Raw genomic sequence first — 22,456 nt, 5'->3', positions numbered from 1 at the left:
GAGATCTCCGGGCTTGAGGTCTTGGCGACTGTCGGTCAGCGGCGCGCTGCGCTGACGAGCTTGGTGGCTGGCCTCTACCAACCGATGGCGGACGGCCCGCGCATTGCACGCGGGCCCGAACCAAGTGGTCTTCTGCAGTCGGGGTCAGAAAACACTTGAAAGGGATCCCGGGGCTTCGTGCCGAGGTCCATTTCAGGTGTGCTCTGAAAGCACACAAGGCTGGAGGCCCTTTCGAGCACTCCAGCCTGCGGGGTCGAGCGGATTACTTGAGCTCGGCCTTGGCGCCGGCTTCCACCAGCTTCTTGACGGCGGCTTCGGCATCGGCCTTGGCAATGCCTTCTTTCACGTTCTTGGGCGCGCCGTCGACCAGGTCTTTGGCTTCTTTCAGGCCCAGACCGGTGATTTCGCGCACGGCCTTGATGACGGACACCTTGTTGGCGCCGGCGTCGGTCAGCACGACGTTGAATTCGGTCTTCTCTTCAGCGGCGGCGGCAGCGGCGCCACCACCGGCGGCGGCCGGAGCGGCCATGGCCGCGGCGCTCACGCCGAACTTCTCTTCGATGGCTTTCACCAGGTCGTTGAGTTCCATGACCGACATGCTGTCCAGGGCGGTCAGAAATGCGTCTTTATCGAATGCCATTTGGGTTTCCTATCAATCGGTTGAATGGGGGGACACTGCGCGCGCTCAGGCGGCAGCGGTTTCGCCTTCGCCTTTTTTCGCGGCCAGCGCGCCGAGGACCACCGCGGTGCGGGAGATCGGCGATTTGAGCAGGCCACAAAGCTGCGCGAGCAGGACCTCTTTCGAGGGGATGCTGGCGAGCTGCTTCACACCTTCGACGTCCAGCGCCTTGCCCGCGTAGACACCGCCGCGGATGACCAGCTTGTCGTTGGTCTTCGCGAACTCGGCCACCACCTTGGCGGCGGCCACAGCGTCTTCGGAGAAGCCGTAGACCAGCGGACCGGTCATCTTGTCGGCCACGACCTCGAACGGGCTGCCGGCGACCGCACGGCGGGCCAGGGTGTTTTTCAACACGCTCAGGCTCACGCCGCTGTTGCGGGCGGTCACACGCAACTTGTCCATGGAAGCGACCGTGATGCCGCGGTATTCCGCGATCACGAGGGTTTGAGCTTTGGCGGCGAGGCCGGTCACTTCGGTGATGACCGCTTCTTTCTCACTGCGATTCAGACTCAAGGTTCACTCCTTCAATGTGCGGGGGTGTTGCCACCCTTCACACGCCTCATTGCAGCGATCAACCGATGTCCGAAACCCTGGGATTTCTTTCAGCGGCGGGATCGCCATCTGCGTTGGCCCCCGGTGGGGAATTAAGTGGGCCCGTGAAGGCCCACGCCAACGGTCTTGGATGGCCCCGGTGCCGGCGTTGCCGCCCGCCCCGGACCCACCACACCCGGGCGGCCGAGGCCGCCCGAATTCTTCAAACCATCAGGCCGACAGCGTCTGGGTGTCCACGCGGACGCCCACACCCATGGTCGACGAGACGGCCAGCTTGCGCAGGTACACACCCTTGCTGGTGGCCGGCTTGGCCTTGTTCAGGGCATCGATCAGCGCCAGCAGGTTGCCTTGCAGCTTGGCGGCGTCGAACGAGCGGCGGCCAATGGTGCCGTGGATGATGCCGGCCTTGTCGACGCGGAACTGCACCTGACCGGCCTTGGCATTCTTCACGGCGGTGGCCACGTCGGGCGTCACGGTGCCGACCTTGGGGTTGGGCATCAGGCCACGGGGACCGAGCACCTGACCCAGCGTACCGACCACGCGCATCGCGTCGGGCGAGGCGATGACGACATCGAAATCGATGTTGCCGGCCTTCACCGAAGCGGCGAGGTCGTCCATGCCGACGATGTCGGCACCGGCGGCCTTGGCTTCTTCGGCCTTGGCGCCCTGGGCGAACACGGCCACGCGCTTGGTCTTGCCGGTGCCGTTGGGCATCACGACGGCGCCGCGCACCACCTGGTCGGACTTCTTGGCGTCCACGCCGAGCTGGATCGAGACGTCGATCGACTCATCGAACTTGGCGGTGGCGAATTCCTGAACGATCTTCAGGGCGTCGGTCAGGGGGTACAGCTTGTTGCTGTCGACCTTGCCTTCGGACAGTTTCTGCTTTTTGGTGAGCTTGGCCATTTACACGCCCTCCACGATCACGCCCATCGAACGGGCCGAACCGGCGATCGTGCGCACGGCGGCGTCCACGTCGGCAGCGGTCATGTCCTTCATCTTGGTCTTGGCGATTTCCTCGAGCTGGGCCCGGGTGATCTTGCCGACCTTGTTCTTGTTGGGCACCGAAGAGCCCTTGTCGAGCTTGATGGCCTTCTTGATCAGGGTCGTCGCCGGCGGCGTCTTGATGATGAAGGTGAAGCTCTTGTCCGCGAAGGCCGTGATCACCACGGGCAGCGGCAGACCGGGCTCGACGCCCTGGGTCTGGGCGTTGAACGCCTTGCAGAACTCCATGATGTTCAGGCCGCGCTGACCCAGCGCCGGACCGATCGGGGGGGAGGGGTTGGCCTTACCAGCTGGCACCTGCAGCTTGATGAAGCCGACGATTTTCTTCGCCATGTTTCAGCTCCTGCGAGTTCAAACGGTGGGTATCAGCCACCTCCTCGCGCTTGGGGACCCGGAAAAATCAAGGCGCTCGCGTCGGGCCGACCCGCGAACGCCGGAAACGATCAGGTCTTTTCGACCTGGCTGAATTCGAGCTCGACCGGCGTGGCGCGACCGAAGATGGTCACCGACACGCGCATCTTGTTCTTCTCGTAGTTGACTTCTTCGACCGTGCCGTTGAAGTCGGTGAACGGGCCTTCCTTGACGCGCACGTACTCGCCCACCACGAACTCCACCTTGTGGCGCGGCTTGTCGGTGCCTTCCTGCATCTGGCTGACGATCTTCTGAACGTCCTCTTCCGAGATGGGCACGGGGCGGTTCTTGGCACCGCCGACGAAGCCGGTCACCTTGTTGGTGTGCTTGATCAGGTGCCAGGTGTCGTCGTCCATCACCATTTCCACCAGCACGTAGCCGGGGAAGAACTTGCGTTCGGTGGTGCGCTTCTGGCCGTTCTTGACCTCGACCACCTCTTCGGTGGGCACGAGGATGCGGCCGAACTTGTCCTGCATGCCGGCGCGGTTGATGCGCTCGATGATGTTGCGCTCGGCGGCCTTCTCCATGCCCGAATAGGCATGCACCACATACCAGCGCATGCCTTCGGCGGGGGCCAGCTGGGCCACGGACGTCTGTTGTTCGGTCATTGGGTCATCTCCAGCGCAGGATCAGGTCGTAGAAGACCCATTCCAGCGTTTTGTCGGTCAGCCACAGGAAGATCGCCATCACCACCACGAAGACGAACACGTAGGCGGTCATCTGCATGGCTTCCTTGCGGGCCGGCCACACCACCTTCTTGACCTCTTTCCACGAGTCGCGGCCAAAAGCGATCAGCTGCTTGCCCGACTCGGACACCGCGAACACCGCGATGCCCGCGGCGAGCGCGACGATCAGCGCGCCCCACTGGGCCAACGCGCCGCGGCCACCCAGCAGGTAGAAGGCCACGAAACCGCCCAGCACCAACGCCACGGCCAAGCCCAGCTTGGCTTTGTCGGCGCCAGAAGAAACGGTTTGAACGTCGGAGGAGGCCATGAGATTCAGACGATGGTTGTTCGGACCGCGGGGTGCGCACCCCGGGGGCATGAGACACGCAAGCCCACCAGAGGTCTCAGCGACTTCGGTGGGCTTGTGATCCACGAAACAGGTGATCGGATCGGACGGATGCGGTTCCTGTCAGGTGGCAGGGGCAGAGGGAATCGAACCCCCAACCTTCGGTTTTGGAGACCGACGCTCTGCCAATTGAGCTATACCCCTACGCGGCTGTTGCCCTGGTTGCCCAGGCGATTACTCGATGATCTTGGCCACGACGCCGGCGCCGACGGTGCGGCCGCCTTCGCGGATAGCAAAGCGCAGGCCTTCTTCCATGGCGATGGGCGCGATCAGCTTGACGGTGATCGACACGTTGTCGCCAGGCATGACCATCTCTTTGTCCTTGGGCAGCTCGATCGAGCCCGTGACGTCGGTCGTGCGGAAGTAGAACTGCGGACGGTAGTTGTTGAAGAACGGCGTGTGACGGCCGCCCTCGTCCTTGCTCAGCACGTACACCTCACCCGTGAAGTGCGTGTGCGGCTTGATCGAGCCCGGCTTGCACAGCACCTGGCCGCGCTGCACTTCTTCGCGCTTGGTGCCGCGCAGCAGGATACCCACGTTGTCGCCGGCCTGACCCTGGTCGAGCAGCTTGCGGAACATCTCCACGCCCGTGCAGGTGGTCTTTTGCGTCGCCGCAATACCCACGATCTCGATTTCTTCGCCGACCTTGATCACGCCACGCTCGATACGGCCGGTCACCACGGTGCCGCGGCCCGAGATCGAGAACACGTCTTCCACCGGCATCAGGAAGGCGCCGTCCACGGCACGCTCCGGGGTGGGGATGTAGCTGTCCAGCGCGTCGGCCAGGCGCATGATGGCCTGCTCGCCGAGGTCGCCCTTGTCGCCCTCGAGCGCCAGCTTGGCCGAGCCCTTCACGATCGGGGTGTCGTCGCCAGGGAAGTCGTACTTGCTCAGCAGTTCGCGCACTTCCATCTCGACGAGCTCGAGCAGCTCGGCGTCGTCGACCATGTCGCACTTGTTCAGGAACACGATGATGTAAGGCACGCCCACCTGACGCGCCAGCAGGATGTGCTCGCGGGTCTGGGGCATCGGGCCGTCAGCGGCCGAGCACACCAGGATCGCGCCGTCCATCTGGGCGGCGCCGGTGATCATGTTCTTCACGTAGTCGGCGTGGCCCGGGCAGTCCACGTGCGCGTAGTGGCGGTTGGCCGTCTCGTATTCCACGTGCGCGGTGTTGATCGTGATGCCGCGCGCTTTTTCTTCCGGAGCCGCGTCGATCTGGTCGTACGCCTTGGCAGCACCACCGAACTTGGCCGCCAGCACCGTCGTGATCGCCGCCGTCAGCGTCGTCTTGCCGTGGTCCACGTGACCAATCGTGCCCACGTTCACGTGCGGCTTGGTCCGCTCGAATTTCTCTTTTGCCATTTTTCAGCTCCAAAAACGAAATTGCCGAAATACCGATCAACGATCAAGCAACTGGTGCCCATGGCGGGAATCGGACCCGCGACCTCTCCCTTACCAAGGGAGTGCTCTACCACTGAGCCACATGGGCGAAGCACCGGGCACGCGCCCGATGCTCGAAAACCATTCAAACAACACCCGGCCGGCATGGAGCGGGAGACGGGAATCGAACCCGCGTCATCAGCTTGGAAGGCTGGGGTTCTACCATTGAACTACTCCCGCCCGGGCTGACATGCCATTCGGATCGCGCTTGGTGGAGGAGGCTGGATTCGAACCAGCGTAGGCGTAAGCCAACAGATTTACAGTCTGCCCCCTTTAGCCACTCGGGCACCCCTCCGTAGCGCAGCCGACGATTATGCCATGGAAAAATGTCGGTCGGCCAGATCCCGCACGTTACCAATCGATCGCGGGCCGTCCCTGCCCCGCCAGCCACTGGTTGACCAGGCCGAAATGCCCGCAGCCGATGAAAGGCACAGGCCCGCGGCGTGCCGACAAGGGCGAGGGGTGGTTGGCCATGAAGACGCGGTGCTGGCCGCCAACGAGCGCGGCCTTCTTCTGGGCGTGCGCGCCCCAGAGCAGAAAAGCGGTGGGCGTTGGCTGCCCGGCCACCCGGGCGATGATCGCATCAGTGAGCGCTTCCCAACCCTGACCGGCATGGCTGGCGGGCTTTCCGTCTTCGACCGTGAGACAGGTGTTGAGCAGCAAAACGCCTTGTTGGGCCCAGGGCCTGAGCGAGCCGCTCAGGGGCGGTTGCAGCCCCAGATCGCGCTGGCGCTCGACGAAGATGTTGCGCAGGCTGGGCGGAAAGGGCACACCGGGCGCCACGGAGAACGCCAGCCCCTCGGCCTGACCCGGGCCGTGGTACGGGTCCTGGCCCAGGATGACCACGCGCACCGCCTCGGGCGGCGTGAGCGCGAGGGCCCTCAACGGCTCGGGCGGGTAGATGGTGGCGCCCTGCTGCAGCCGCTGCCGCAGGAAGTGCGTGAGCGCCTGGCCGCGCGGCGAGGCGAAGAAGGCGCCCACCTCGGGCGCCCAGCCCGGGGCCACCGGCCAGCGCGCGGGATCCGCGTGCGTCAGCCTCATGCGAACAGTTCGGCCAGCGCCATGCCGGGCTCGTCGGCGCGCATGAAGGCCTCGCCCACCAGAAAGGCGTTCACGCCGGCCGCGCGCAGGGTCTGCACGTCGGCGCGCGTGAGAATGCCCGACTCGGTCACGAGCAGCCGGTCGGCCGGCAGCTCGGGCAGCAGGCCCAGCGTGGTGTCGAGCGAGACCTCGAAGGTGCGCAGGTTGCGGTTGTTCACGCCCACCAGCGGTGTCTTGAGCTTGAGCGCGCGCTGCAGTTCGTCGCCATCGTGCACCTCGACCAGCACCGCCATGTCGAGCGAGCGCGCGATGGCCTCGAACTCGGCCATCTGCGCGTCGTCGAGGCAGGCCGCGATCAGCAGGATGGCGTCGGCGCCCATCGCGCGCGCCTCATAGACCTGGTAGGCGTCGACCAGGAAATCCTTTCGCAGCACGGGCAGGTCACAGCTCGCGCGCGCCTGCTTGAGGAAATCGGGTGAGCCCTGGAAGTACTGGCGGTCGGTGAGCACCGACAGGCAGGCCGCGCTGACCTTGCCGTCGCCATCGGCGTAGCTCTGCGCGATGTCGGCGGGAATGAAGTTCTCGCGCAGCACGCCCTTGCTCGGGCTGGCCTTCTTGACCTCGGCGATCACCGCGGCCTGGCCCGCCGCGATCTTGGCGCGCAGCGCGCCCACGAAGTCGCGCGTGAGCACACGACTCTCGGCATCGGCCCGCACCACCTCGAGCGGTTTCTTCTTCTTCGCGGCGGCCACTTCCTCGCGCTTGGTGGCCACGATCTTGTTCAGGATGTCGCTCATGCCCGCTCCTTCACGCGGCCGCGAAGGCCTTGAGCTGCTCGAGCTTGGCCAGGGCCGCGCCCGATTCGAGCGTGCGGCGCGCCAGCGCAATGCCCGCCCCGATGTCGGTGGCGACGTTGGCCGCGTACAGCGCCACGCCCGCGTTGAGCACCACGATCTCGCTCGCGGCCTTCAGGGCCGGGTCGTCGCGGCGTTCGAGCACGCCGAGCAGCATGGCGCGTGAGGCCTCGGGCGTTTCCACGCGCAGCGCTCGGCTGCCCGCCATGGTCATGCCGAAGTCCTCGGGGTGGATCTCGTATTCGACGATCTCGCCGTTGCGCAGCTCGCCCACCATGGTGGCCGCGCCCAGCGAGACCTCGTCCATGCCGTCGCGGCCGTACACCACGAGCGCATGCTCCGCGCCCAGGCGCTGCAGCGCGCGCACCTGGATGCCCACGAGGTCGGGGTGGAACACACCCATGAGGATGTTGGGCGCCGAGGCCGGGTTGGTGAGCGGCCCCAGGATGTTGAAGATGGTCTTGATGCCCAGCTCGCGCCGCACCGGCGCGACGTTCTTCATGGCCGGGTGGTGATTCGGCGCGAACATGAAGCCCACGCCCACCTGCTCGATGCAGCGCGCGATCTGCTCGGGCGTCAGGTTGATGTTCACGCCCAGGCTTTCGAGCACGTCGGCGCTGCCGCTCTTGCTCGACACGCTGCGCCCGCCGTGCTTGCTCACGCGCGCGCCCGCGGCCGCGGCCACGAACATGCTGCAGGTCGAGATGTTGAAGGTGTGCGAGCCGTCGCCGCCCGTGCCCACGATGTCGACCAGGTGGGTTTTGTCGGCCACGTGCACCTTGGTCGAGAACTCGCGCATCACCTGCGCGGCCGCAGTGATCTCGCCGATGGTTTCCTTCTTCACGCGCAGGCCGGTGATGAGCGCGGCCATCATCACGGGCGACATCTCGCCGCCCATGATGAGGCGCATGAGGTGCAGCATCTCGTCGTGGAAGATCTCGCGGTGCTCGATGGTGCGCTGCAGGGCCTCCTGCGGCGTGATGTGGTGGATGCGTTGGACCATGCGAAGTCTCCTCAAGGTTTCGTGGGGTGATCGGCGAGCGCCAGGCGCAGGCCGAAGCCGATGAACATCAGACCGGCGGCGCGGTCCATCCAACCCATGGCGCGCTGCAACGCGTGCACGCGCCGCGCGGCCCAGGCCGCGAGCCAGGCGTAGCCGAGGTTGATCGGCAACGAATTCAGGTTGAACAGCACGCCGAGCCACAGAAAGGCGAGCGCGGGGTGTGCGGCGTCGGGCCGGATGAACTGCGGCACGAAGGCCAGGAAGAACAGCGCCACCTTGGGATTGAGCACGTTGGTGAGGAAGCCGCGGCGCCAGATGGCCCAGAGGTCGAGGCGCGCGGTGGCCTCGGGCGCAGCGGCAGCGCCCAGGTCGAGCCGTCCACCGCGCGAGAACAGCAACTTCACACCCATCCACAGCAGGTAGGCGGCGCCGACCCACTTCACCAGGGTGAACGCGGTGGCCGAGGTGGCGAGCAGCGCGCTCAGGCCCGCGGCGGCGGCGAACACGTGCACGAAGCAGCCGGCCACGATGCCCAGCGCGGCCGCAGTGCCCGCGCGCGCACCGCTGCGCAGGCCGTGGCTCACGATGTAGAGCACATCGGGCCCGGGCGTGAGGTTGAGCAGCCAGCCGGCCGCGATGAACAGGAGCAGTTGCGGCAGTTCGGGCATGGCGCGCTCCGGCTCAGTAGACGGCGGGGCCGCGCGCCTGCGCGGCGCCTTGGGGCTCGGCCTGGTCGAAGAACGCGCGCGCGCTCGCGATGGCGCGGTCGATGCCGGGCGCGTCCACGCCCAGGTGGGTCACGAAGCGCACACCGATCAGGCCGGTGGCGAGCACGCCGTCGCGCTGCAGGTGCGCGAGCAGGTCGGGGCCGCGGCCGCCGGCCACGTCGACGAACACGATGTTGGTCTGCGCCGAGCGCACGCTCAGGCCGTCGATGCCCGCCAGGCCGTGCGCCAGGCGCTGCGCGAGCGCGTGGTCGTCGGCCAGACGGTGCACGTGGTGGTCGAGCGCGTGCGAGGCCGCGGCCGCGAGCAGGCCGGCCTGGCGCAGGCCGCCACCCACCATCTTGCGCCAGCGGCGCGCGCGCTCGATGAATTCGCGCGGGCCGCACAGCGCCGAGCCCACGGGCGCGCCCAGGCCCTTGCTGAAACACACGGACACGCTGTCGAACAGGTCGGTGATGGCGCGCAGCGCCGCGAACGGGTCACCGCCCGGGCCTGCGTTGTGCACGGCCGCGTTGAACACGCGCGCGCCGTCCAGGTGCACCGTCAGGCCGTGTCGGCGCGCAAGCGCGGTCATCTCGCGCAGGTAGGCCTCGGGCATCACGTGCCCGTTCCAGGTGTTCTCCAGGCAGAGCAGCCGCGTGCGCGCGAAGTGCGGGTCGTCGGGCTTGATCGCGGCCTCGACATCGGCGGGCTTCATGAGGCCTTGCGCGTCCTGCGCGAGCGGCTGCGGCTGGATGCTGCCCAGCACCGCAGCGCCGCCGCCTTCGTAGCGGTAGGTGTGGGCGTTCTGGCCCACGATGTATTCGTCGCCGCGACCGCAGTGGGCCATCATGCCGCAGAGGTTGCTCTGGGTGCCGCTGCTCATGAACAGCGCGGCCTCCTTGCCGGTGAGCGCAGCGATCTGCTCCTGCAGCGCGTTCACCGAGGGGTCGTCGCCGAACACGTCGTCGCCCAGCGGCGCGGCCATCATGGCCTCGCGCATGGCGGCGGTGGGCTGGGTGACGGTGTCGCTGCGCAGGTCGACGGTGTTCATGCGACCTGCTCCAGGAAGTTGCGCAGCATGGCGTGGCCGTGTTCGGTGAGGATGCTCTCGGGGTGGAACTGCACGCCTTCGATGGCCAGGCTCTTGTGCTTCACGCCCATGATCTCGCCGTCGTCGGTCCAGGCCGTCACCTCGAGCTCGGCCGGGCAGTCGGCGCGGCGGATCGCGAGCGAGTGGTAGCGGTTCACGGTGAAGCGCTCGGGCAGGCCCGCGAACACGCCGCGCTGCGTGGTGGTGATCTCGCTGGTCTTGCCGTGCATGAGCTGCTGCGCGCGCACGATGGTGCCGCCGAAGGCCGCGCCGATGCTCTGGTGGCCCAGGCACACGCCGAGGATGGGCAGCTTGCCCGCGAAGTGGCGGATGGCCGGCACCGAGATGCCGGCCTCGGCCGGCGAGCACGGGCCGGGCGAGATCACCAGCCGATCCATGCGGCCGGCGTCGAGCCGGGCCTGCAGTTCATCGACCGTGACCTCGTCGTTGCGCAGCACGGTCACCTCGGCGCCGAGCTCGCCCAGGTACTGCACGATGTTGAAGGTGAACGAGTCGTAGTTGTCCACCATCAGGACCTTGATCGCGCTCATTCCAGACCCTCCTCGACCAGTTCGGCCGCGCGCAGCAGCGCGCGCGCCTTGTGCTCCGTTTCGCGCCACTCCATCTCGGGCACCGAGTCGGCGACCACGCCGGCCGCGGCCTGCACGTACAGCGTCTGGTCCTTCACGATCGCGGTGCGGATGGCGATCGCCACGTCCATGTCGCCCGCGTAGCTCAGGTAGCCGCAGGCGCCGCCGTAGATGCCGCGCTTGACCGGCTCGAGCCGGTCGATGAGCTCCATGGCGTGCACCTTGGGCGCGCCCGTGAGCGTGCCCGCGGGGAAGGTGGCCTTGAGCACGTCCATGTTGGTCATGCCGTCGTTGAGGATGCCCTCGACGTTGCTCACGATGTGCATCACGTGGCTGTAGCGCTCGACCACGAAGGCCTCGGTCACCTTCACGCTGCCGGTCTTCGCGATGCGGCCGATGTCGTTGCGCGCGAGGTCGATCAGCATCACGTGCTCGGCGCGCTCCTTGGGGTCGTTGACGAGTTCGACCTCGGTGGCCTTGTCTTTCTCGGGCGTGGCGCCGCGCGGGCGCGTGCCCGCGAGCGGCCGTATCGTCACCTTCTGCCCCTCGTCGGTGTGCTCCTGGCGCACCAGGATCTCCGGGCTCGCCCCCACCACGTGGAAGTCGCCGAAGTGGTAGTAGTACATGTAGGGCGAGGGGTTGAGCGAGCGCAGCGCGCGGTACAGCGACAGCGGCGACTCGGTGTAGCGCTTCTGGATGCGCTGACCCACCTGCACCTGCATGAAGTCGCCCGCGGCGATGAGCTCCTTGGCGCGCTCCACCGCGGCCAGGTAGTCGGCCTTGGCAAAGCCGCGCTCGGCCGGGTGCGCCTGCGTGGCCTTCACCTGCGGCGCGCTCACCGAATACTTGAGCGACTCCTTGAGCTCGCGCAGCCGCTTCTTGGCGTTGCTGTAGGCCTCGGGCTGGCCCGGGTCGGCGTAGACGATGAGGTAGAGCTTGCCCGACAGGTTGTCGATGACCGCGAGCTCCTCGCACTGCAGCAGCAGGATGTCGGGGCAGCCCAGGGTGTCGGGCGGGCAGCTGTGCTCGAGCTTCTTCTCGATGTGGCGCACCGCGTCGTAGCCGAAATAGCCCGCCAGGCCGCCGCAAAAGCGCGGCAGGCCGGGCCGCAGCGCCACCTTGAAGCGCTGCTGGTAGGCGGCGATGAAGTCGAGCGGGTTGCCGCGGTTCGTCTCCACCACCTCGCCGTCGCGCACCACCTCGGTCTTCGCGTCGGCACCGAAGCCGCTGGCGCGCAGCAGGGTGCGCGCGGGCAGGCCGATGAAGCTGTAGCGGCCGAAGCGCTCGCCGCCCACCACCGATTCGAGCAGGAAGCTGTGGCGGCCGTCGCCGCGGCCGTGCGCGAGCTTGAGGTACAGGGAGAGCGGGGTTTCGAGGTCGGCGAAGGCCTCGAGCATCAGCGGGATGCGGTTGTAGCCCTGCTGGGTGAGGCTCTTGAATTCGAGTTCGGTGATCATGTTCGTTCCATCCGTCCGGGGCCACGGAGGCGCTGCGCGCAGCGGGTGGGCCGGGGGTTCCTGTCGGTCCGGCAGGCGCGCTGCCGGGGGGCGTTGCGGAGAAGCGCGGCGCTCAGGCGCCCGGCCGGTCCCCGCGGGGGGAGGTGTGCACGTTCAGGCTGGCTTGCGCCAGGGCCAGGCTCCCCCGCCGAAATGGCGCGGCTGCGAGCCGAGGGTGAGCGTGCAGGGACGAAACATGGTGGCGCACTATAACAAAGCACCGCGACAGGCCGATAAGCCCGTTCACCACCGCGCGCGCCTCGGGCCTTACCCGCTGGTCAAGCCCGCAAGGCGCCGGGACAATGCAGGAAATCGAACGACCGTTCACTTCTGGAGGCGAATCCGATCATGGTGCCCAACCCCCTCTCCCCGCTGCGCGCGCTGGTCCTTGGCGGCGCGCTGCTCGCCAGCCTGCCCGCGCTGGCCGCCCCCGTGGAGCTCGCCGGCGTGACGCTGCAGGATCGCGCCACGGTGGGCGGCAGTCCGCTGGTGCTCAACGGCGCGGGTGTTCGCTACAAGGCGGTGTTCCAGGTCTACACGGCCGGGCTCTACCTGACGGCCAAGGCCACCACGACCGAGGGCGTGCTGGGCACGGCCGGGCCCAAGCGCATCACCATCACCATGCTGCGCGACATCGACGCCACCGAGCTCGGCAAGCTGTTCTCGCGCGGCATCGAGGACAACATGGACCGCGCGGCGTTTTCCAAGCTGATCCCGGGCGTGCTGCGCATGAGCCAGATCTTTGCCGCCCACAAGAAGCTCAACAAGGGCGACACCTTCACCGTCGACTGGCTGCCCGGCACCGGCACGGTGCTCACCGTGCGCGGCCAGGTCGAGGGCGAGCCCTTCAAGGAGCCCGAGTTCTACGATGCGCTGCTGCGCATCTGGCTCGGCCCCAAGCCGGCCGACTGGCAGCTCAAGGACGCGCTGCTGGGCGTGGGCAAGAAGCAGCCCTGAGCGCGTTCAGGCGATCAGCGCATCGAGCTCGGCCAGCGAATCGATGAGCCGGTCGTGCGGGGCGTGTGCGATCGGCTCGCCGTGGTTGTAGCCGTAGCGCACCAGCACCACCGGGCAGCCGGCGGCGCGCGCGGCCTGCGCGTCGTTGAGCGAATCGCCCACCATCAGCGTGTTCGCAGGCGCGGTGCCCAGCGCGCGGCAGGTCTCGATCAGCGGCAGCGGGTCGGGCTTGCTGCGCGCGAAGCTGTCGCCGCCGAACACGTGCCGGAAGTGCCCGGCCAGGCCCTTGCGCGCCAGCAGCTCGCGCGCGAAGGCCAGCGGCTTGTTGGTGAGGCAGGCCAGCGGCAGCCCGCGCGCGGCCAGCGCCGCCAGGCCTTCGGCCACGCCCGGGTAGACCGCGCTGTGCTGGCCGTTGACCGCCTGGTAGTGCGCCTGGTAGCGGGCCCAGGCCCGATCGAGCAGCGACTGCGCGGCCTCGGCGTCGAGCCCGCCGTGCTGCAGTGCCGAGCGGATCAGGTGCATCGAGCCCTTGCCCACCATGCGCTCGATGTCGGCGCGTGCCACCGGGGGGCGCGCGAGGTCGGCCAGGGTGCGGTTGAGGGCGGCGTCGAAGTCACCGAGCGTGTCGACCATCGTGCCGTCGAGGTCGACCATGAGGGCCTGGATGCGCCCGATCATCCGAGCGCCGCGCGCATCTGGTCGATCACGGCCTTGTAGTCGGGCTTGCCGAAGATCGCGCTGCCGGCCACGAAGGTGTCGGCGCCCGCGTCGGCCACGCGGCGGATGTTGTCGGGCTTGATGCCGCCGTCGACCTCGAGGCGGATGTCCTTGCCGCTGGCCTCGATGCGCTTGCGCGCCTGCTCGATCTTGCGCAGCGCCGAGTCGATGAAGCCCTGGCCGCCGAAGCCCGGGTTCACGCTCATGATCAGGATCAGGTCGATGTCGTCGATCAGCCAGTCGAGCACGTCGAGCGGCGCGCCGGGATTGAAGGTGAGGCCGGCCTTGAGGCCGCGCGCCTTGATGGCCTGCACGCTGCGGTGCACGTGGGTGCTCGCATCGGGGTGGAAGCTGATGAGGTCGGCGCCGGCGTCGGCGAAGGCCTGGGCCAGCGCGTCCACGGGCTGCACCATCAGGTGCACGTCGATCGGGGCCGGCGTGCCGTCGGGCTTCTTCGCGTGCGGCTTGAGCGCCTGGCACACCATGGGGCCGAAGGTGAGGTTGGGCACGTAATGGTTGTCCATCACGTCGAAGTGGATCCAGTCGGCGCCCGCGGCGACGACGTGGCGGACCTCCTCGCCCAGGCGGGCGAAGTCGGCCGAGAGGATGGACGGGGCGATGCGGAAGGTGGTCATGGCGGGGCGGTTCGGGCAGCGGGGTTCGGACTCGGCGCGCATTGTCTCAGGCCGGGCTCGGAAAGGCGGGCCGCAGGTAACATGCCGCCCATGCCCAAGCACCTCTTCACCTGCGAGGCGGAGCCCCAGTACCTCAGCGAGCAGTCCGCGCCCGAGGAAGACCTCTACGCCTTCGCGTACACCATCACCATCACCAACGCCGGCGAGGTCACGGCCCAGCTGATCGCGCGCCACTGGATCATCGAAGACGCCCATGGCCAGACCGAAGAGGTGAAGGGCCTGGGCGTGGTGGGCCACCAGCCGCTGCTGCGCCCCGGCGAGTCGTTCCAGTACACCAGCGGCACGCGGCTGCGCACGCCCACCGGCAGCATGCGCGGCAGCTTCTTCTGCGTGGGCGAGGACGGCGAGCGCTTCGAATCGCCGGTGCCCGAGTTCGCGCTGCGCGCCGACGGCGGCATGGACGCCCCGCCGCGCGTGCTGCACTGAGCGCCCGGCCGATGCCCCGCATGGACCTGCAGCAGCTGCTCGACACCCTCGCGCCCGAGGCCCCGCTGGCCCAGCGCCACCTCTGGCTCATGGACGCCCTGGCCTGGGTGCGCGGCGACGCGGCCGAGGTGGCGACCAGCGTCGAGCGCGTGCGCGCCTTCGTCTCGGCGCTGGAAGCCGACCCGGCGCTGCGCGAGCGTTGGCACCGCTGGCTGCGCGCCTTCATCGCCACGGTCGACCTCACGCCCCTGCTGGCCGATTTCGGCTTCGCCCCGCGCACCGCCTTCCTGAGCGAATTCGGCCACCGGCTGCGCCGCAAGCTGCTGCCCGGCACGCCCGAAACGCGCGACCTCGCCGACCTGTTCTCGCTGCTGCTGCCCTCGCGCTTCGACGTGCGCTGGATCAAGGCCCTGGACACCACCACGCTGCAGCGCCTGGGCGCCACGCTGCCCGGGCAGGCCGAGCCGGTGTGGAACGACGCGCTGATGGACGCCCTCACCTGCTGCGTGAGCCAGGTCAGCGCCACCGGCTTCGCGGCCGAGATCCGCATCCGCATGTCCGACGAGGCGCGCGCCGCGCGGCCTTTCCACGAACTGCCCTCGACCTTCGAAGCGCTGCGCCGCGAGGTGCGCGTGCACGGCCCGCGCAGCGAAGAGGCCGCGCAGGCCGCCGAGCGCCTGCGCGAGCAGCTCGATGCCTGCCGCCACGCGGCCTACTCGGTCTACCACCACCTCGAAGAGCACGGCATTTCGGTGGGCATCGTGTTCCGGCTGCGCCAGCTGCGCGAGCGCATCGTGCGCATCAAGCAGTTGCTCGACTGCCTGCTCGCGAGCGAATCGGGCCGCGCCAACGCCGCGCTGCTCGGCGACCTCGCGCAGGTCGGCATCGAAAACCGCAGCCTGCGCGCGCTCATCGCGAGCAGCTCGCACCTCACGGCGGCCAAGGTGGCCGAGCGCAGCGCCGAGAGCGGCGAGCACTACATCACGCGCAACGCCGCCGAGTACAAGGAAATGCTGGGCAAGGCCGCGGGCGGCGGCTTCATCATCGCCTTCACCACCTGGATCAAGTTCGCGCTCTACGGCCTGGGCCTGTCGGCCTTCTGGGGCGGCTTCGCGGCCGGCTTCAACTACGCGGCCTGCTTCGTGCTCGTGATGCTGCTGCACTGGACCGTGGCCACCAAGCAGCCCGCGGTCACCGCGCCGGCCATGGTCGCCAAGCTCAAGGACATCAAGGCCACGGGCGCGGTGCGGCGTTTCGTCGACGAGATCGCCCACCTGTTCCGCTCGCAGATCGCGGCCATCCTGGGCAACATCGGCATGGTCATTCCCACCGTGCTGCTGATCAGCGCGCTGCTGCAGTTCTTCCGCGGCGAAGCCATCATCGGCCCCGAGAAGGCCATGCACGTGATGCACGACCTGCACCTGCTCGGCCCCACGCTGTTCTTCGCGGCCTTCACCGGCGTGCTGCTGTTCGCCAGCAGCATCGTCGCGGGCTGGGTGGAGAACTGGTTCGTGCTGCACAACCTCGACTCGGCGATCGCCCACAACCCGCGCTTCACGCGCGTGCTCGGCCGCGCGCGCGCGGCGCGCTGGGCCGCCTGGCTGCGCACCAACATGTCGGGCCTGGCGGCCAACATCTCGCTGGGTTTCATGCTCGGCCTGGTGCCGGCCTTCGCGCAGTTCTTCGGCCTGGGGCTGGACGTGCGCCACGTCACCCTGTCGGCGGGCCAGCTCACCGCGGCCGGCTTCGCCATCGGCCTGGAGGTGCTGCGCATGCCCGAGTTCTGGTGGGCCGCGGCCTCGGTGCTGTTCATCGGCCCGCTCAACCTCACGGTGAGCTTCTACCTCGCGTTCCGCCTCGCGCTGCAGGCGCAGGCGGTCAGCACCACCAACCGCCAGGTGATCGGCGCGGCCATCCGCCGCCGGCTGCGCGCCGCGCCGCTGTCCTTCCTGGTGCCGCCGCGCGTGCCCCCGGCCGCCAGCGCGGCCTGAGGCCGCGCATGGGCGAGTTCGAACTCATCGCGCGCCACTTCACGCGCCCCGCGCCGGCGCCCGAAGCGGTGGTGCTCGGCGTGGGCGACGACTGCGCGCTGCTGCGGCCCACGCCGGGCCACCTGCTCGCCATCAGCACCGACATGCTGGTCGAAGGCCGGCACTTCTTCGCCGGCGCCGAGCCCGAGGCGCTGGGCCACAAGGCGCTGGCGGTGAACCTGTCGGACCTCGCGGCCATGGGCGCGCGGCCGCTGGGCTTCACGCTGGCGCTCGCGCTGCCCGCGGCCGACGAGGCCTGGCTCGCGGCCTTCGCGCGCGGCCTGTTCGCGCTGGCCGACGCGCACGCCTGCCCGCTGGTGGGCGGCGACACCACGCGCGGCCCGCTCAACCTGTGCATCACCGTGTTCGGCGAACGGCGCCCCGGCCAGGCGCTGCGCCGCAATGCCGCGCGCGCGGGCGACGAGCTCTGGCTCAGCGGCCGCACCGGCGAGGCGCGGCTGGCGCTCGCGCTGCGCCGCGGCGAAGCCTGGGCGCGCGGCGAACTGGCCGCGGTGGCCGACCGCATGGACCGCCCCACGCCGCGCCTCGCGCTCGGCCAGGCCCTGGCCGCGACCCCGGGCGTGCACGCCGCGCTCGACGTGAGCGACGGCCTGGCGGGCGACATCGGCCACATCCTCGAAGCCAGCGGCGTGGGCGCCGAGATCGAGGCCGACGCGCTGCCCGTGGCGCCCGCGCTGCAGGCGCTGGACCGGCCGCACCGGCTCGACTGCCTGCTCGCGGGCGGCGACGACTACGAGCTGCTGTTCACCGCCGACCCGGCCGCGCACGCCGCCGTGCGCGCAGCGGGCGCACAGACCGGCGTGGCGGTGACGCGCATCGGCCGCATCACGGCGGCGCCGGGGCTGCGCGTGCTCGATGCGCAGCGCCAGGCCGTGCCGCTGCGCACGCGCGGCTTCGACCACTTCGCGGCCGACTGACGCGCCGCGGGGCGGCTGTCGCGCAGGTGCCTGCCGGTGTCGATGGCGGGCAACACCCGCGCAGGCCGAGGCTTCGCCAACGGGTGCGCTCGTCTACGATGGCTGCGCCGTCCCGCCCCCAACCTTCCGAGGCCTCACACCATGCGCCTTCCCATGACCCGACTCGCGTCCCTCGTGCTCGTGCTGCTGGTCGCCCTGCTGCACGGCTGCGCCCTCAATGCGCCCGCCTATTCGCCCGACGCCAGCGGCATCGAGCGCGCGCGCAACAGCGGCATCCGGCCGGCGGCGCTGGGCAGCTTCAGCGTGAAGCCGGGCGCCACGGGCGGCAACAGCATCGGCCTGCGCGGCAGCCCCATGACCTCGCCCGTGGGCAACGACTACGCGGCCTACCTGGCCGAGGCCCTGCGCGTGGAACTGCAGCTCGCGGGCAAGCTCGATCCGGCCTCGCCGCTCGAGATCAGCGGCCAGCTGCTGAGCAACGACATCGCGGCCGGCGGCTTCTCCACCAACAGCGGCCACATCGAGGCCAGCTTCGTGGTCAAGCGCGCCGGGCAGACGCGCTACGAGGCCGTCAAACGCGCCGAAGCCACCTGGGATTCCTCCTTCGTCGGCGCCGTGGCCATCCCGCGCGCGGTGCAGCAATACCCCGTGCTCGTGCAACAGCTGATCGGCAAGCTCTGGGCCGACCCCGCCTTCATCGCCGCCCTGCAATAAGGACCCCCCATGCCCTCCCGCCTGCTTGCCCTCTTCGCCCTGGCCGTGCTGTTCGTGCTCGGCGGCTGCGCCCACCCCATCCAGCTCACGCCCGATCCCGCCCAGCTCATGGGCAAGGGCGGCGGCCAGAAGATCGACCGCCCCGTGGTGCTGGTGGTGAGCGACGCCCAGCTCGCGCAAGAGGTGGTCACGCCCGGCGGCGGTGGCGACAAGGTGAGCTACAAGCCCTACAAGGACCTGCAGACCGGCATGTACATCGCGCTCGGCGAGGTCTTCACGCGCGCCAGCCTTGCCAGCAGCCTGAGCGACCCGCGCGTGGGCACCGATCCGGCCACCGTCGTCGTCACGCCCGAGATCACCACCACCTCGTACTCGCCCAGCCTGTTCACCTGGCCGCCCACGGTGTTCACCGTCACGCTCGAATTCGCGTTCCGCGACAGCAAGGGCACGCGCACCATCACCACGGTGCGCGTGCAGGGCGAGGGCCGCGCCGAGTTCGACGAGTTCAAGAGCGATTTCTCGCTGTCGTCCAAGCGCGCCGCGCAGGACGCGCTCACGCGCATGGTCAAGGCGATCCAGGAACAGGCCGACACGCTGCGCCGCTGGTCCACGGCCGCCCTGCCCACCGCCGAGGGCGCGCCGCACTGAGCGCTGGCGGGGGGTGCGCCCCTATCATCCACGCATGCCCTCCGCCGCCCCGCTCGCCCGCCCCACCTGGCGCTTCCTCTTCGCCCACCCCGCCCACTTCATCGCGCTCGGCGCGGGCGCGGGCCTGGCGCGCGTGGCGCCCGGCACCGCGGGCACGCTGTGGGCCTGGGTGGCCTGGCTGGCGCTCGAACCCGTGGTGCCGCACCCCGCATGGGGCCTGCTGCTCGCGGTCGCCACGCTGATCGGCTGGTGGGCCTGCACCGTCACCGCACAGCACCTGGGCGTGGCCGACTCGGGCCACATCGTGTGGGACGAGGTGGTCGCCTTCTGGCTCGTGCTCTGGCTGATCGCGCCCGCGGGCTTCTGGGCCCAGCTCGCGGCCTTCGCGCTGTTCCGGCTGTTCGACGCGGTCAAGGTCGGGCCCATGGCCTGGGCCGACCAGACCTTCAAGGGCTTCGGCCCGCGCGGCGGCTTCGGCATCCTGCTCGACGACTTCGCGGCCGCGCTGTGCACGCTGCTCGTGATCGCGCTCTGGCGCTTCTGACCCGAGCGGCCCACCCATGCAAGACACCCTGCCCGCCACCCTCGACGCCCTGTCGGCGCGCCTGCGCGAGCGCAACTGGATGATGGCCACCGCCGAGAGCTGCACCGGCGGCCTGATCGCGGGCGCCTGCACCGATCTCAGCGGCTCCAGCGACTGGTTCGAGCGCGGCTTCGTGAGCTACTCGAACCTGGCCAAGACCGAGCTGCTCGGCGTGCCGGCCGAACTCATCGCCGCGCACGGCGCGGTGAGCGAGCCGGTGGCGCGCGCCATGGCGCGCGGCGCGGTCGAGCGCTCGGCCGCGCGTTGCGCAGTGGCCGTCACCGGTGTGGCCGGCCCCACCGGCGGCTCGCCCGAGAAGCCGGTGGGCACGGTGTGGTTCGGCTGGTGCACGCCGGCCGGCGTGTTCACCGAGCGCCAGCGCTTCGACGGCGACCGCGCCGCGGTGCGCCGCGCCACGGTGGCGCACGCGCTCGCGGGCCTGCTGCAGCGCCTGCCCTGAGCCGCCATGGCCGAGCCGTTCAAGAACCTCATCAACCCCGCCACCGCGCGCCACGCCGCGCTGCACCTGCGCCGCCACTGGCGCGGCTTCGACGCACCGCGCTTCGAGGCGCTGGTGAGCGAGGGCCTGGACGCGCTCGAGTTCAAGGCCCGCGCGCTGCGCTGGGCCGACGCGCTGCAGGCCACGCTGCCCGACGACTTCGACCGCGCCTGCGGGCTGATCGAGGCCGCGCTTGCGCCGCCGCTGGCCATCGACGCCGACGGCGAACCCGTGGGCCTGCAGGGCGCGCTGCACCCCGAGGGCATCGCGGGCTGGGCGCTCTGGGGCACCGGTGAATGGGTGGCGCGCCAGGGCCAGGCCCAGCCCGAGCGCGCGCTGCAGTGCCTGCACGCGATCACCCAGCGCTTCACGGGCGAGTTCGCCATCCGGCCCTTCATCCACCAGCAGCCCGAGGCCGTGTGGCCCGTGCTGCAGCGCTGGACGCGCGACCCCAGCGCGCACGTGCGCCGGCTCGCGAGCGAGGGCAGCCGCCCGCGCCTGCCCTGGGGCCTGCGGCTGCAGGCCCTGGTGATCGACCCTTCACCCACGCTGCCGCTGCTGCGCGCGCTGCAGGACGACCCCAGCGCCTACGTGCGCCGCAGCGTGGCCAACCACCTCAACGACATCGCCAAGGACCACCCCGGGCTGGTGGCCGAGTGGGTGCGCGAGCACCGCGCGCGCGCCGGCGCGCAGCGCGAGGCGCTGCTGCGCCATGCGAGCCGCGGCCTCATCAAGGCCGGCCACGCGCCCACGCTCGCGGCCTGGGGGCTGTCGCAGGGGCTGCAGGGCGAGGCCACGCTGGCCATCGCCCCGGCGCGCGTGGCCGTGGGCGGCGCGGTGGCGCTCCAGGCCACGCTGCGCAGCAACGCGCGCGCGCCGCAGACCCTGGTGGTCGACTACGCGGTGCACCACGTGAAGGCCAACGGCGCGAGCGCGCCCAAGGTGTTCAAGGGCTGGAAGCTCGAGCTCGCGCCCGGCGAAGTCCGCGCGCTGCAGAAATCGCATTCGCTGCGCGAGGTCACCACGCGGCGCCTGTACCCGGGCCGCCACGCGGTGGACCTGCTGGTCAACGGCGTGGCCGTGGCCAGCGCCGCGTTCGAGCTCACGGCCTGAGCTGCGGCGGCCGCTTCAGGCGGCGCGCAGGTGGGCATCCACGCCGCGCCGCGGGGCGGGCCCGATGGCCGGCCCCTGCCCCAGGCGGGCCCACATCTGCACCGTGTGGCGCGGCGCCGGCGCACCCAGCAGGTCGTGGATCTCGCGGTAAGGCGCCTGCACCTCGGGGAACTCCTGCAGGGCCTGCGAAATGGGTTGCATGGACAGGCCCTGGGCCGTGGCCGCGAGCTGGGCGCGCACCCAGGCGCGGCCGGCATTGACCTGCGTGATCCGGTCGTTGCCCTCGGTGATCAGCCAGTAGAAGGCCGGCGTGGCCGTCAGGCGGGCGCCGAAGTCGTCGATCTGGCGCGTGATCGTGCGGTCGCCCGGCGCGGGCGCCACGCTGCGGTCGAACAGGCCCACCTGGGTCAGCGCACGCACCAGCGGGTCGTTGAGCGAAATGCCGTCGCGGTGCGCCGCGATCTCCTTCGGGCCGATGCGCAGCACCCGGTACGACTCGAGCAGCGTGCGCGGCGTGGTAAGTTCGATGCGCCAGGCCTCGAGCGCGATGCGCCGGTGCTGCGCGATGAGCGCCGGCTCATCGCTCGTCACGAAACCCACGCGCATCCCCTGCCCCGCACTGGCCTGCCCGATGGCCCGCTGCGACTCGGCGCTCGGCACCTGGGGGGCGTAGGCCTCGCGGTTGGTGCGGCGCAGGAACACCTGCGCGAACAGCGGGTCGCGGCGCACGCCGGCATCGGGAATCAGCCGGATGCGGGCGATCGGCCGGTCGTCGACCGCGGCAGGGCCGAACACGCCGTCGGGAAACAGGGCGATGTCCGCGCGCAGGCCCTTTTCGCGCGCGGCCTGGTCGAGCAGTTCGATGAAGGTCCCCTGGCTCATCATCATCTGGCGCGACAGGGGGTCGGTCTGCGGCAGCAGGCGTTCGCGGTCGATGCGCAGCGTGATCTGGTCGGGCACCGAGAGGTCCACCAGCCAGCTCTGCAGGTTGTGCGAATGCGGCGCCAGGATGGCGTGGGCGAGGATCCAGCGCCGCACATCGGGCTCGTCGCCCGGGCCACGCCAGGCGGCCAGGGCCTGCGGGGGCAGCGCACTGCTGCAGCCCGCGACCGGGGCGAGCGCGGCGGCGATGGCGCCACCACCAGCGATGCGCAAGAGGGAACGGCGGTCCATGAAAGGCTCCTGTTGATGCGG

26 protein-coding genes and 4 tRNA genes are annotated in these 22,456 nt (G+C 69.8%); 9 read left to right on the top strand and 21 right to left on the bottom strand.

The window, feature by feature from the left end; translation table 11 throughout:
• Positions 1–262 precede the first annotated feature (262 nt).
• The 18 genes from rplL to trpE all read right to left on the bottom strand — a co-directional run bounded on the left by rplL (position 263) and on the right by trpE (position 11,903).
• Positions 263–640, bottom strand: coding sequence for a 50S ribosomal protein L7/L12 (gene rplL, locus G9Q37_RS18830; RefSeq protein WP_166229683.1), 378 nt, complete (start codon positions 638–640; stop codon positions 263–265).
• 45 nt (positions 641–685) lie between these two features.
• The gene (gene rplJ, locus G9Q37_RS18825) at positions 686–1,192 is read right to left on the bottom strand and encodes a 50S ribosomal protein L10 (protein ID WP_166229681.1); all 507 of its coding nucleotides are present in this window, start codon (positions 1,190–1,192) and stop codon (positions 686–688) included.
• A 249-nt stretch (positions 1,193–1,441) separates the two neighbouring features.
• Positions 1,442–2,137 (bottom strand): 50S ribosomal protein L1, encoded by a 696-nt coding sequence (rplA, locus tag G9Q37_RS18820; protein ID WP_166229679.1) that lies wholly within the window; start codon positions 2,135–2,137, stop codon positions 1,442–1,444.
• A complete protein-coding gene (gene rplK / locus G9Q37_RS18815) occupies positions 2,138–2,569 on the bottom strand; it encodes a 50S ribosomal protein L11 (RefSeq protein WP_137922451.1) in 432 nt (143 codons plus the stop codon). It abuts the gene before it with no gap.
• A gap of 110 nt (positions 2,570–2,679) precedes the next feature.
• Entirely contained in the window at positions 2,680–3,255 is a 576-nt protein-coding gene (nusG, locus tag G9Q37_RS18810; RefSeq protein ID WP_166229677.1) for a transcription termination/antitermination protein NusG, read from the bottom strand.
• Between the two features lie 4 nt (positions 3,256–3,259).
• Entirely contained in the window at positions 3,260–3,640 is a 381-nt protein-coding gene (secE, locus tag G9Q37_RS18805) for a preprotein translocase subunit SecE (RefSeq protein ID WP_166229675.1), read from the bottom strand.
• 146 nt (positions 3,641–3,786) lie between these two features.
• Positions 3,787–3,862: transfer RNA gene (locus tag G9Q37_RS18800), tRNA-Trp, on the bottom strand.
• A gap of 30 nt (positions 3,863–3,892) precedes the next feature.
• Positions 3,893–5,083 (bottom strand): elongation factor Tu, encoded by a 1,191-nt coding sequence (tuf, locus tag G9Q37_RS18795; RefSeq protein WP_166228711.1) that lies wholly within the window; start codon positions 5,081–5,083, stop codon positions 3,893–3,895.
• 52 nt (positions 5,084–5,135) lie between these two features.
• A tRNA-Thr gene (locus G9Q37_RS18790) sits at positions 5,136–5,210 on the bottom strand.
• Positions 5,211–5,267: 57 nt separating this feature from the next.
• Positions 5,268–5,341, bottom strand: a tRNA-Gly gene (locus G9Q37_RS18785).
• 29 nt (positions 5,342–5,370) lie between these two features.
• Positions 5,371–5,456, bottom strand: a tRNA-Tyr gene (locus G9Q37_RS18780).
• Between the two features lie 56 nt (positions 5,457–5,512).
• Positions 5,513–6,202, bottom strand: a complete 690-nt coding sequence (locus tag G9Q37_RS18775; protein WP_166229673.1) for a uracil-DNA glycosylase — start codon at positions 6,200–6,202, stop codon at positions 5,513–5,515.
• Entirely contained in the window at positions 6,199–6,999 is an 801-nt protein-coding gene (trpC, locus tag G9Q37_RS18770; protein ID WP_166229671.1) for an indole-3-glycerol phosphate synthase TrpC, read from the bottom strand. The genes G9Q37_RS18775 and trpC overlap by 4 nt, the downstream gene beginning before the upstream one ends.
• Before the next feature lie 10 nt (positions 7,000–7,009).
• A complete protein-coding gene (trpD, locus tag G9Q37_RS18765) occupies positions 7,010–8,059 on the bottom strand; it encodes an anthranilate phosphoribosyltransferase (RefSeq protein ID WP_166229669.1) in 1,050 nt (349 codons plus the stop codon).
• 11 nt (positions 8,060–8,070) lie between these two features.
• Positions 8,071–8,727 (bottom strand): LysE family translocator, encoded by a 657-nt coding sequence (locus G9Q37_RS18760; RefSeq protein WP_166229667.1) that lies wholly within the window; start codon positions 8,725–8,727, stop codon positions 8,071–8,073.
• 13 nt (positions 8,728–8,740) lie between these two features.
• On the bottom strand, positions 8,741–9,817 hold the full coding sequence (gene ltaE, locus G9Q37_RS18755; protein WP_166229665.1) for a low-specificity L-threonine aldolase: 1,077 nt from the start codon (positions 9,815–9,817) through the stop codon (positions 8,741–8,743).
• The gene (locus G9Q37_RS18750; protein ID WP_205710676.1) at positions 9,814–10,407 is read right to left on the bottom strand and encodes an anthranilate synthase component II; all 594 of its coding nucleotides are present in this window, start codon (positions 10,405–10,407) and stop codon (positions 9,814–9,816) included. The genes ltaE and G9Q37_RS18750 overlap by 4 nt, the downstream gene beginning before the upstream one ends.
• Complete coding sequence (gene trpE / locus G9Q37_RS18745; RefSeq protein ID WP_166229663.1) at positions 10,404–11,903, bottom strand: anthranilate synthase component I; 1,500 nt, start codon at positions 11,901–11,903, stop codon at positions 10,404–10,406. Before trpE ends, G9Q37_RS18750 begins: the two co-directional genes overlap by 4 nt.
• Positions 11,904–12,290: 387 nt before the next feature.
• Between trpE and G9Q37_RS18740 the strand changes: the two genes are divergently transcribed.
• Positions 12,291–12,899, top strand: coding sequence for a chalcone isomerase family protein (locus G9Q37_RS18740; RefSeq protein WP_166229661.1), 609 nt, complete (start codon positions 12,291–12,293; stop codon positions 12,897–12,899).
• A gap of 6 nt (positions 12,900–12,905) precedes the next feature.
• On the opposite strand, the gene gph is transcribed toward G9Q37_RS18740, so the two are convergent.
• Both gph and rpe read right to left on the bottom strand, forming a co-directional pair.
• Positions 12,906–13,577, bottom strand: a complete 672-nt coding sequence (gene gph / locus G9Q37_RS18735) for a phosphoglycolate phosphatase (protein WP_166229659.1) — start codon at positions 13,575–13,577, stop codon at positions 12,906–12,908.
• On the bottom strand, positions 13,574–14,251 hold the full coding sequence (gene rpe / locus G9Q37_RS18730) for a ribulose-phosphate 3-epimerase (RefSeq protein ID WP_166229657.1): 678 nt from the start codon (positions 14,249–14,251) through the stop codon (positions 13,574–13,576). Before rpe ends, gph begins: the two co-directional genes overlap by 4 nt.
• Before the next feature lie 90 nt (positions 14,252–14,341).
• On the opposite strand from rpe, the gene apaG reads away from it, so the two are divergent.
• The 8 genes from apaG to G9Q37_RS18690 all read left to right on the top strand — a co-directional run bounded on the left by apaG (position 14,342) and on the right by G9Q37_RS18690 (position 21,262).
• Positions 14,342–14,737, top strand: coding sequence for a Co2+/Mg2+ efflux protein ApaG (gene apaG, locus G9Q37_RS18725; RefSeq protein WP_166229655.1), 396 nt, complete (start codon positions 14,342–14,344; stop codon positions 14,735–14,737).
• A 20-nt stretch (positions 14,738–14,757) separates the two neighbouring features.
• On the top strand, positions 14,758–16,728 hold the full coding sequence (locus G9Q37_RS18720) for a site-specific recombinase (protein ID WP_420810321.1): 1,971 nt from the start codon (positions 14,758–14,760) through the stop codon (positions 16,726–16,728).
• Positions 16,729–16,736: 8 nt separating this feature from the next.
• Positions 16,737–17,705 (top strand): thiamine-phosphate kinase, encoded by a 969-nt coding sequence (gene thiL / locus G9Q37_RS18715; RefSeq protein ID WP_166229651.1) that lies wholly within the window; start codon positions 16,737–16,739, stop codon positions 17,703–17,705.
• A 153-nt stretch (positions 17,706–17,858) separates the two neighbouring features.
• The gene (locus G9Q37_RS18710) at positions 17,859–18,419 is read left to right on the top strand and encodes a hypothetical protein (protein WP_166229649.1); all 561 of its coding nucleotides are present in this window, start codon (positions 17,859–17,861) and stop codon (positions 18,417–18,419) included.
• A gap of 9 nt (positions 18,420–18,428) precedes the next feature.
• A complete protein-coding gene (locus G9Q37_RS18705; RefSeq protein WP_166229647.1) occupies positions 18,429–19,067 on the top strand; it encodes a hypothetical protein in 639 nt (212 codons plus the stop codon).
• A 34-nt stretch (positions 19,068–19,101) separates the two neighbouring features.
• Positions 19,102–19,611 carry a phosphatidylglycerophosphatase A family protein gene (locus tag G9Q37_RS18700; RefSeq protein WP_166229645.1) on the top strand — a complete coding sequence of 170 codons (510 nt, stop codon included), beginning with the start codon at positions 19,102–19,104 and terminating at the stop codon, positions 19,609–19,611.
• A gap of 16 nt (positions 19,612–19,627) precedes the next feature.
• Entirely contained in the window at positions 19,628–20,110 is a 483-nt protein-coding gene (locus G9Q37_RS18695; RefSeq protein WP_166229643.1) for a CinA family protein, read from the top strand.
• Between the two features lie 6 nt (positions 20,111–20,116).
• Positions 20,117–21,262: a DNA alkylation repair protein gene (locus tag G9Q37_RS18690; protein ID WP_166229641.1), complete on the top strand. Its 1,146-nt coding sequence runs from the start codon at positions 20,117–20,119 to the stop codon at positions 21,260–21,262.
• Between the two features lie 15 nt (positions 21,263–21,277).
• Here the strand turns inward: G9Q37_RS18690 and G9Q37_RS18685 are convergent, their stop codons facing one another.
• A complete protein-coding gene (locus tag G9Q37_RS18685; protein WP_166229639.1) occupies positions 21,278–22,435 on the bottom strand; it encodes an Acg family FMN-binding oxidoreductase in 1,158 nt (385 codons plus the stop codon).
• Positions 22,436–22,456: the final 21 nt, after the last annotated feature.

It is taken from the genome of Hydrogenophaga crocea (assembly GCF_011388215.1).
In the GTDB taxonomy this organism is placed as follows: Bacteria; Pseudomonadota; Gammaproteobacteria; order Burkholderiales; family Burkholderiaceae_C; genus Hydrogenophaga; species Hydrogenophaga crocea.
This window is presented reverse-complemented; position numbering and strand designations above follow the sequence as displayed.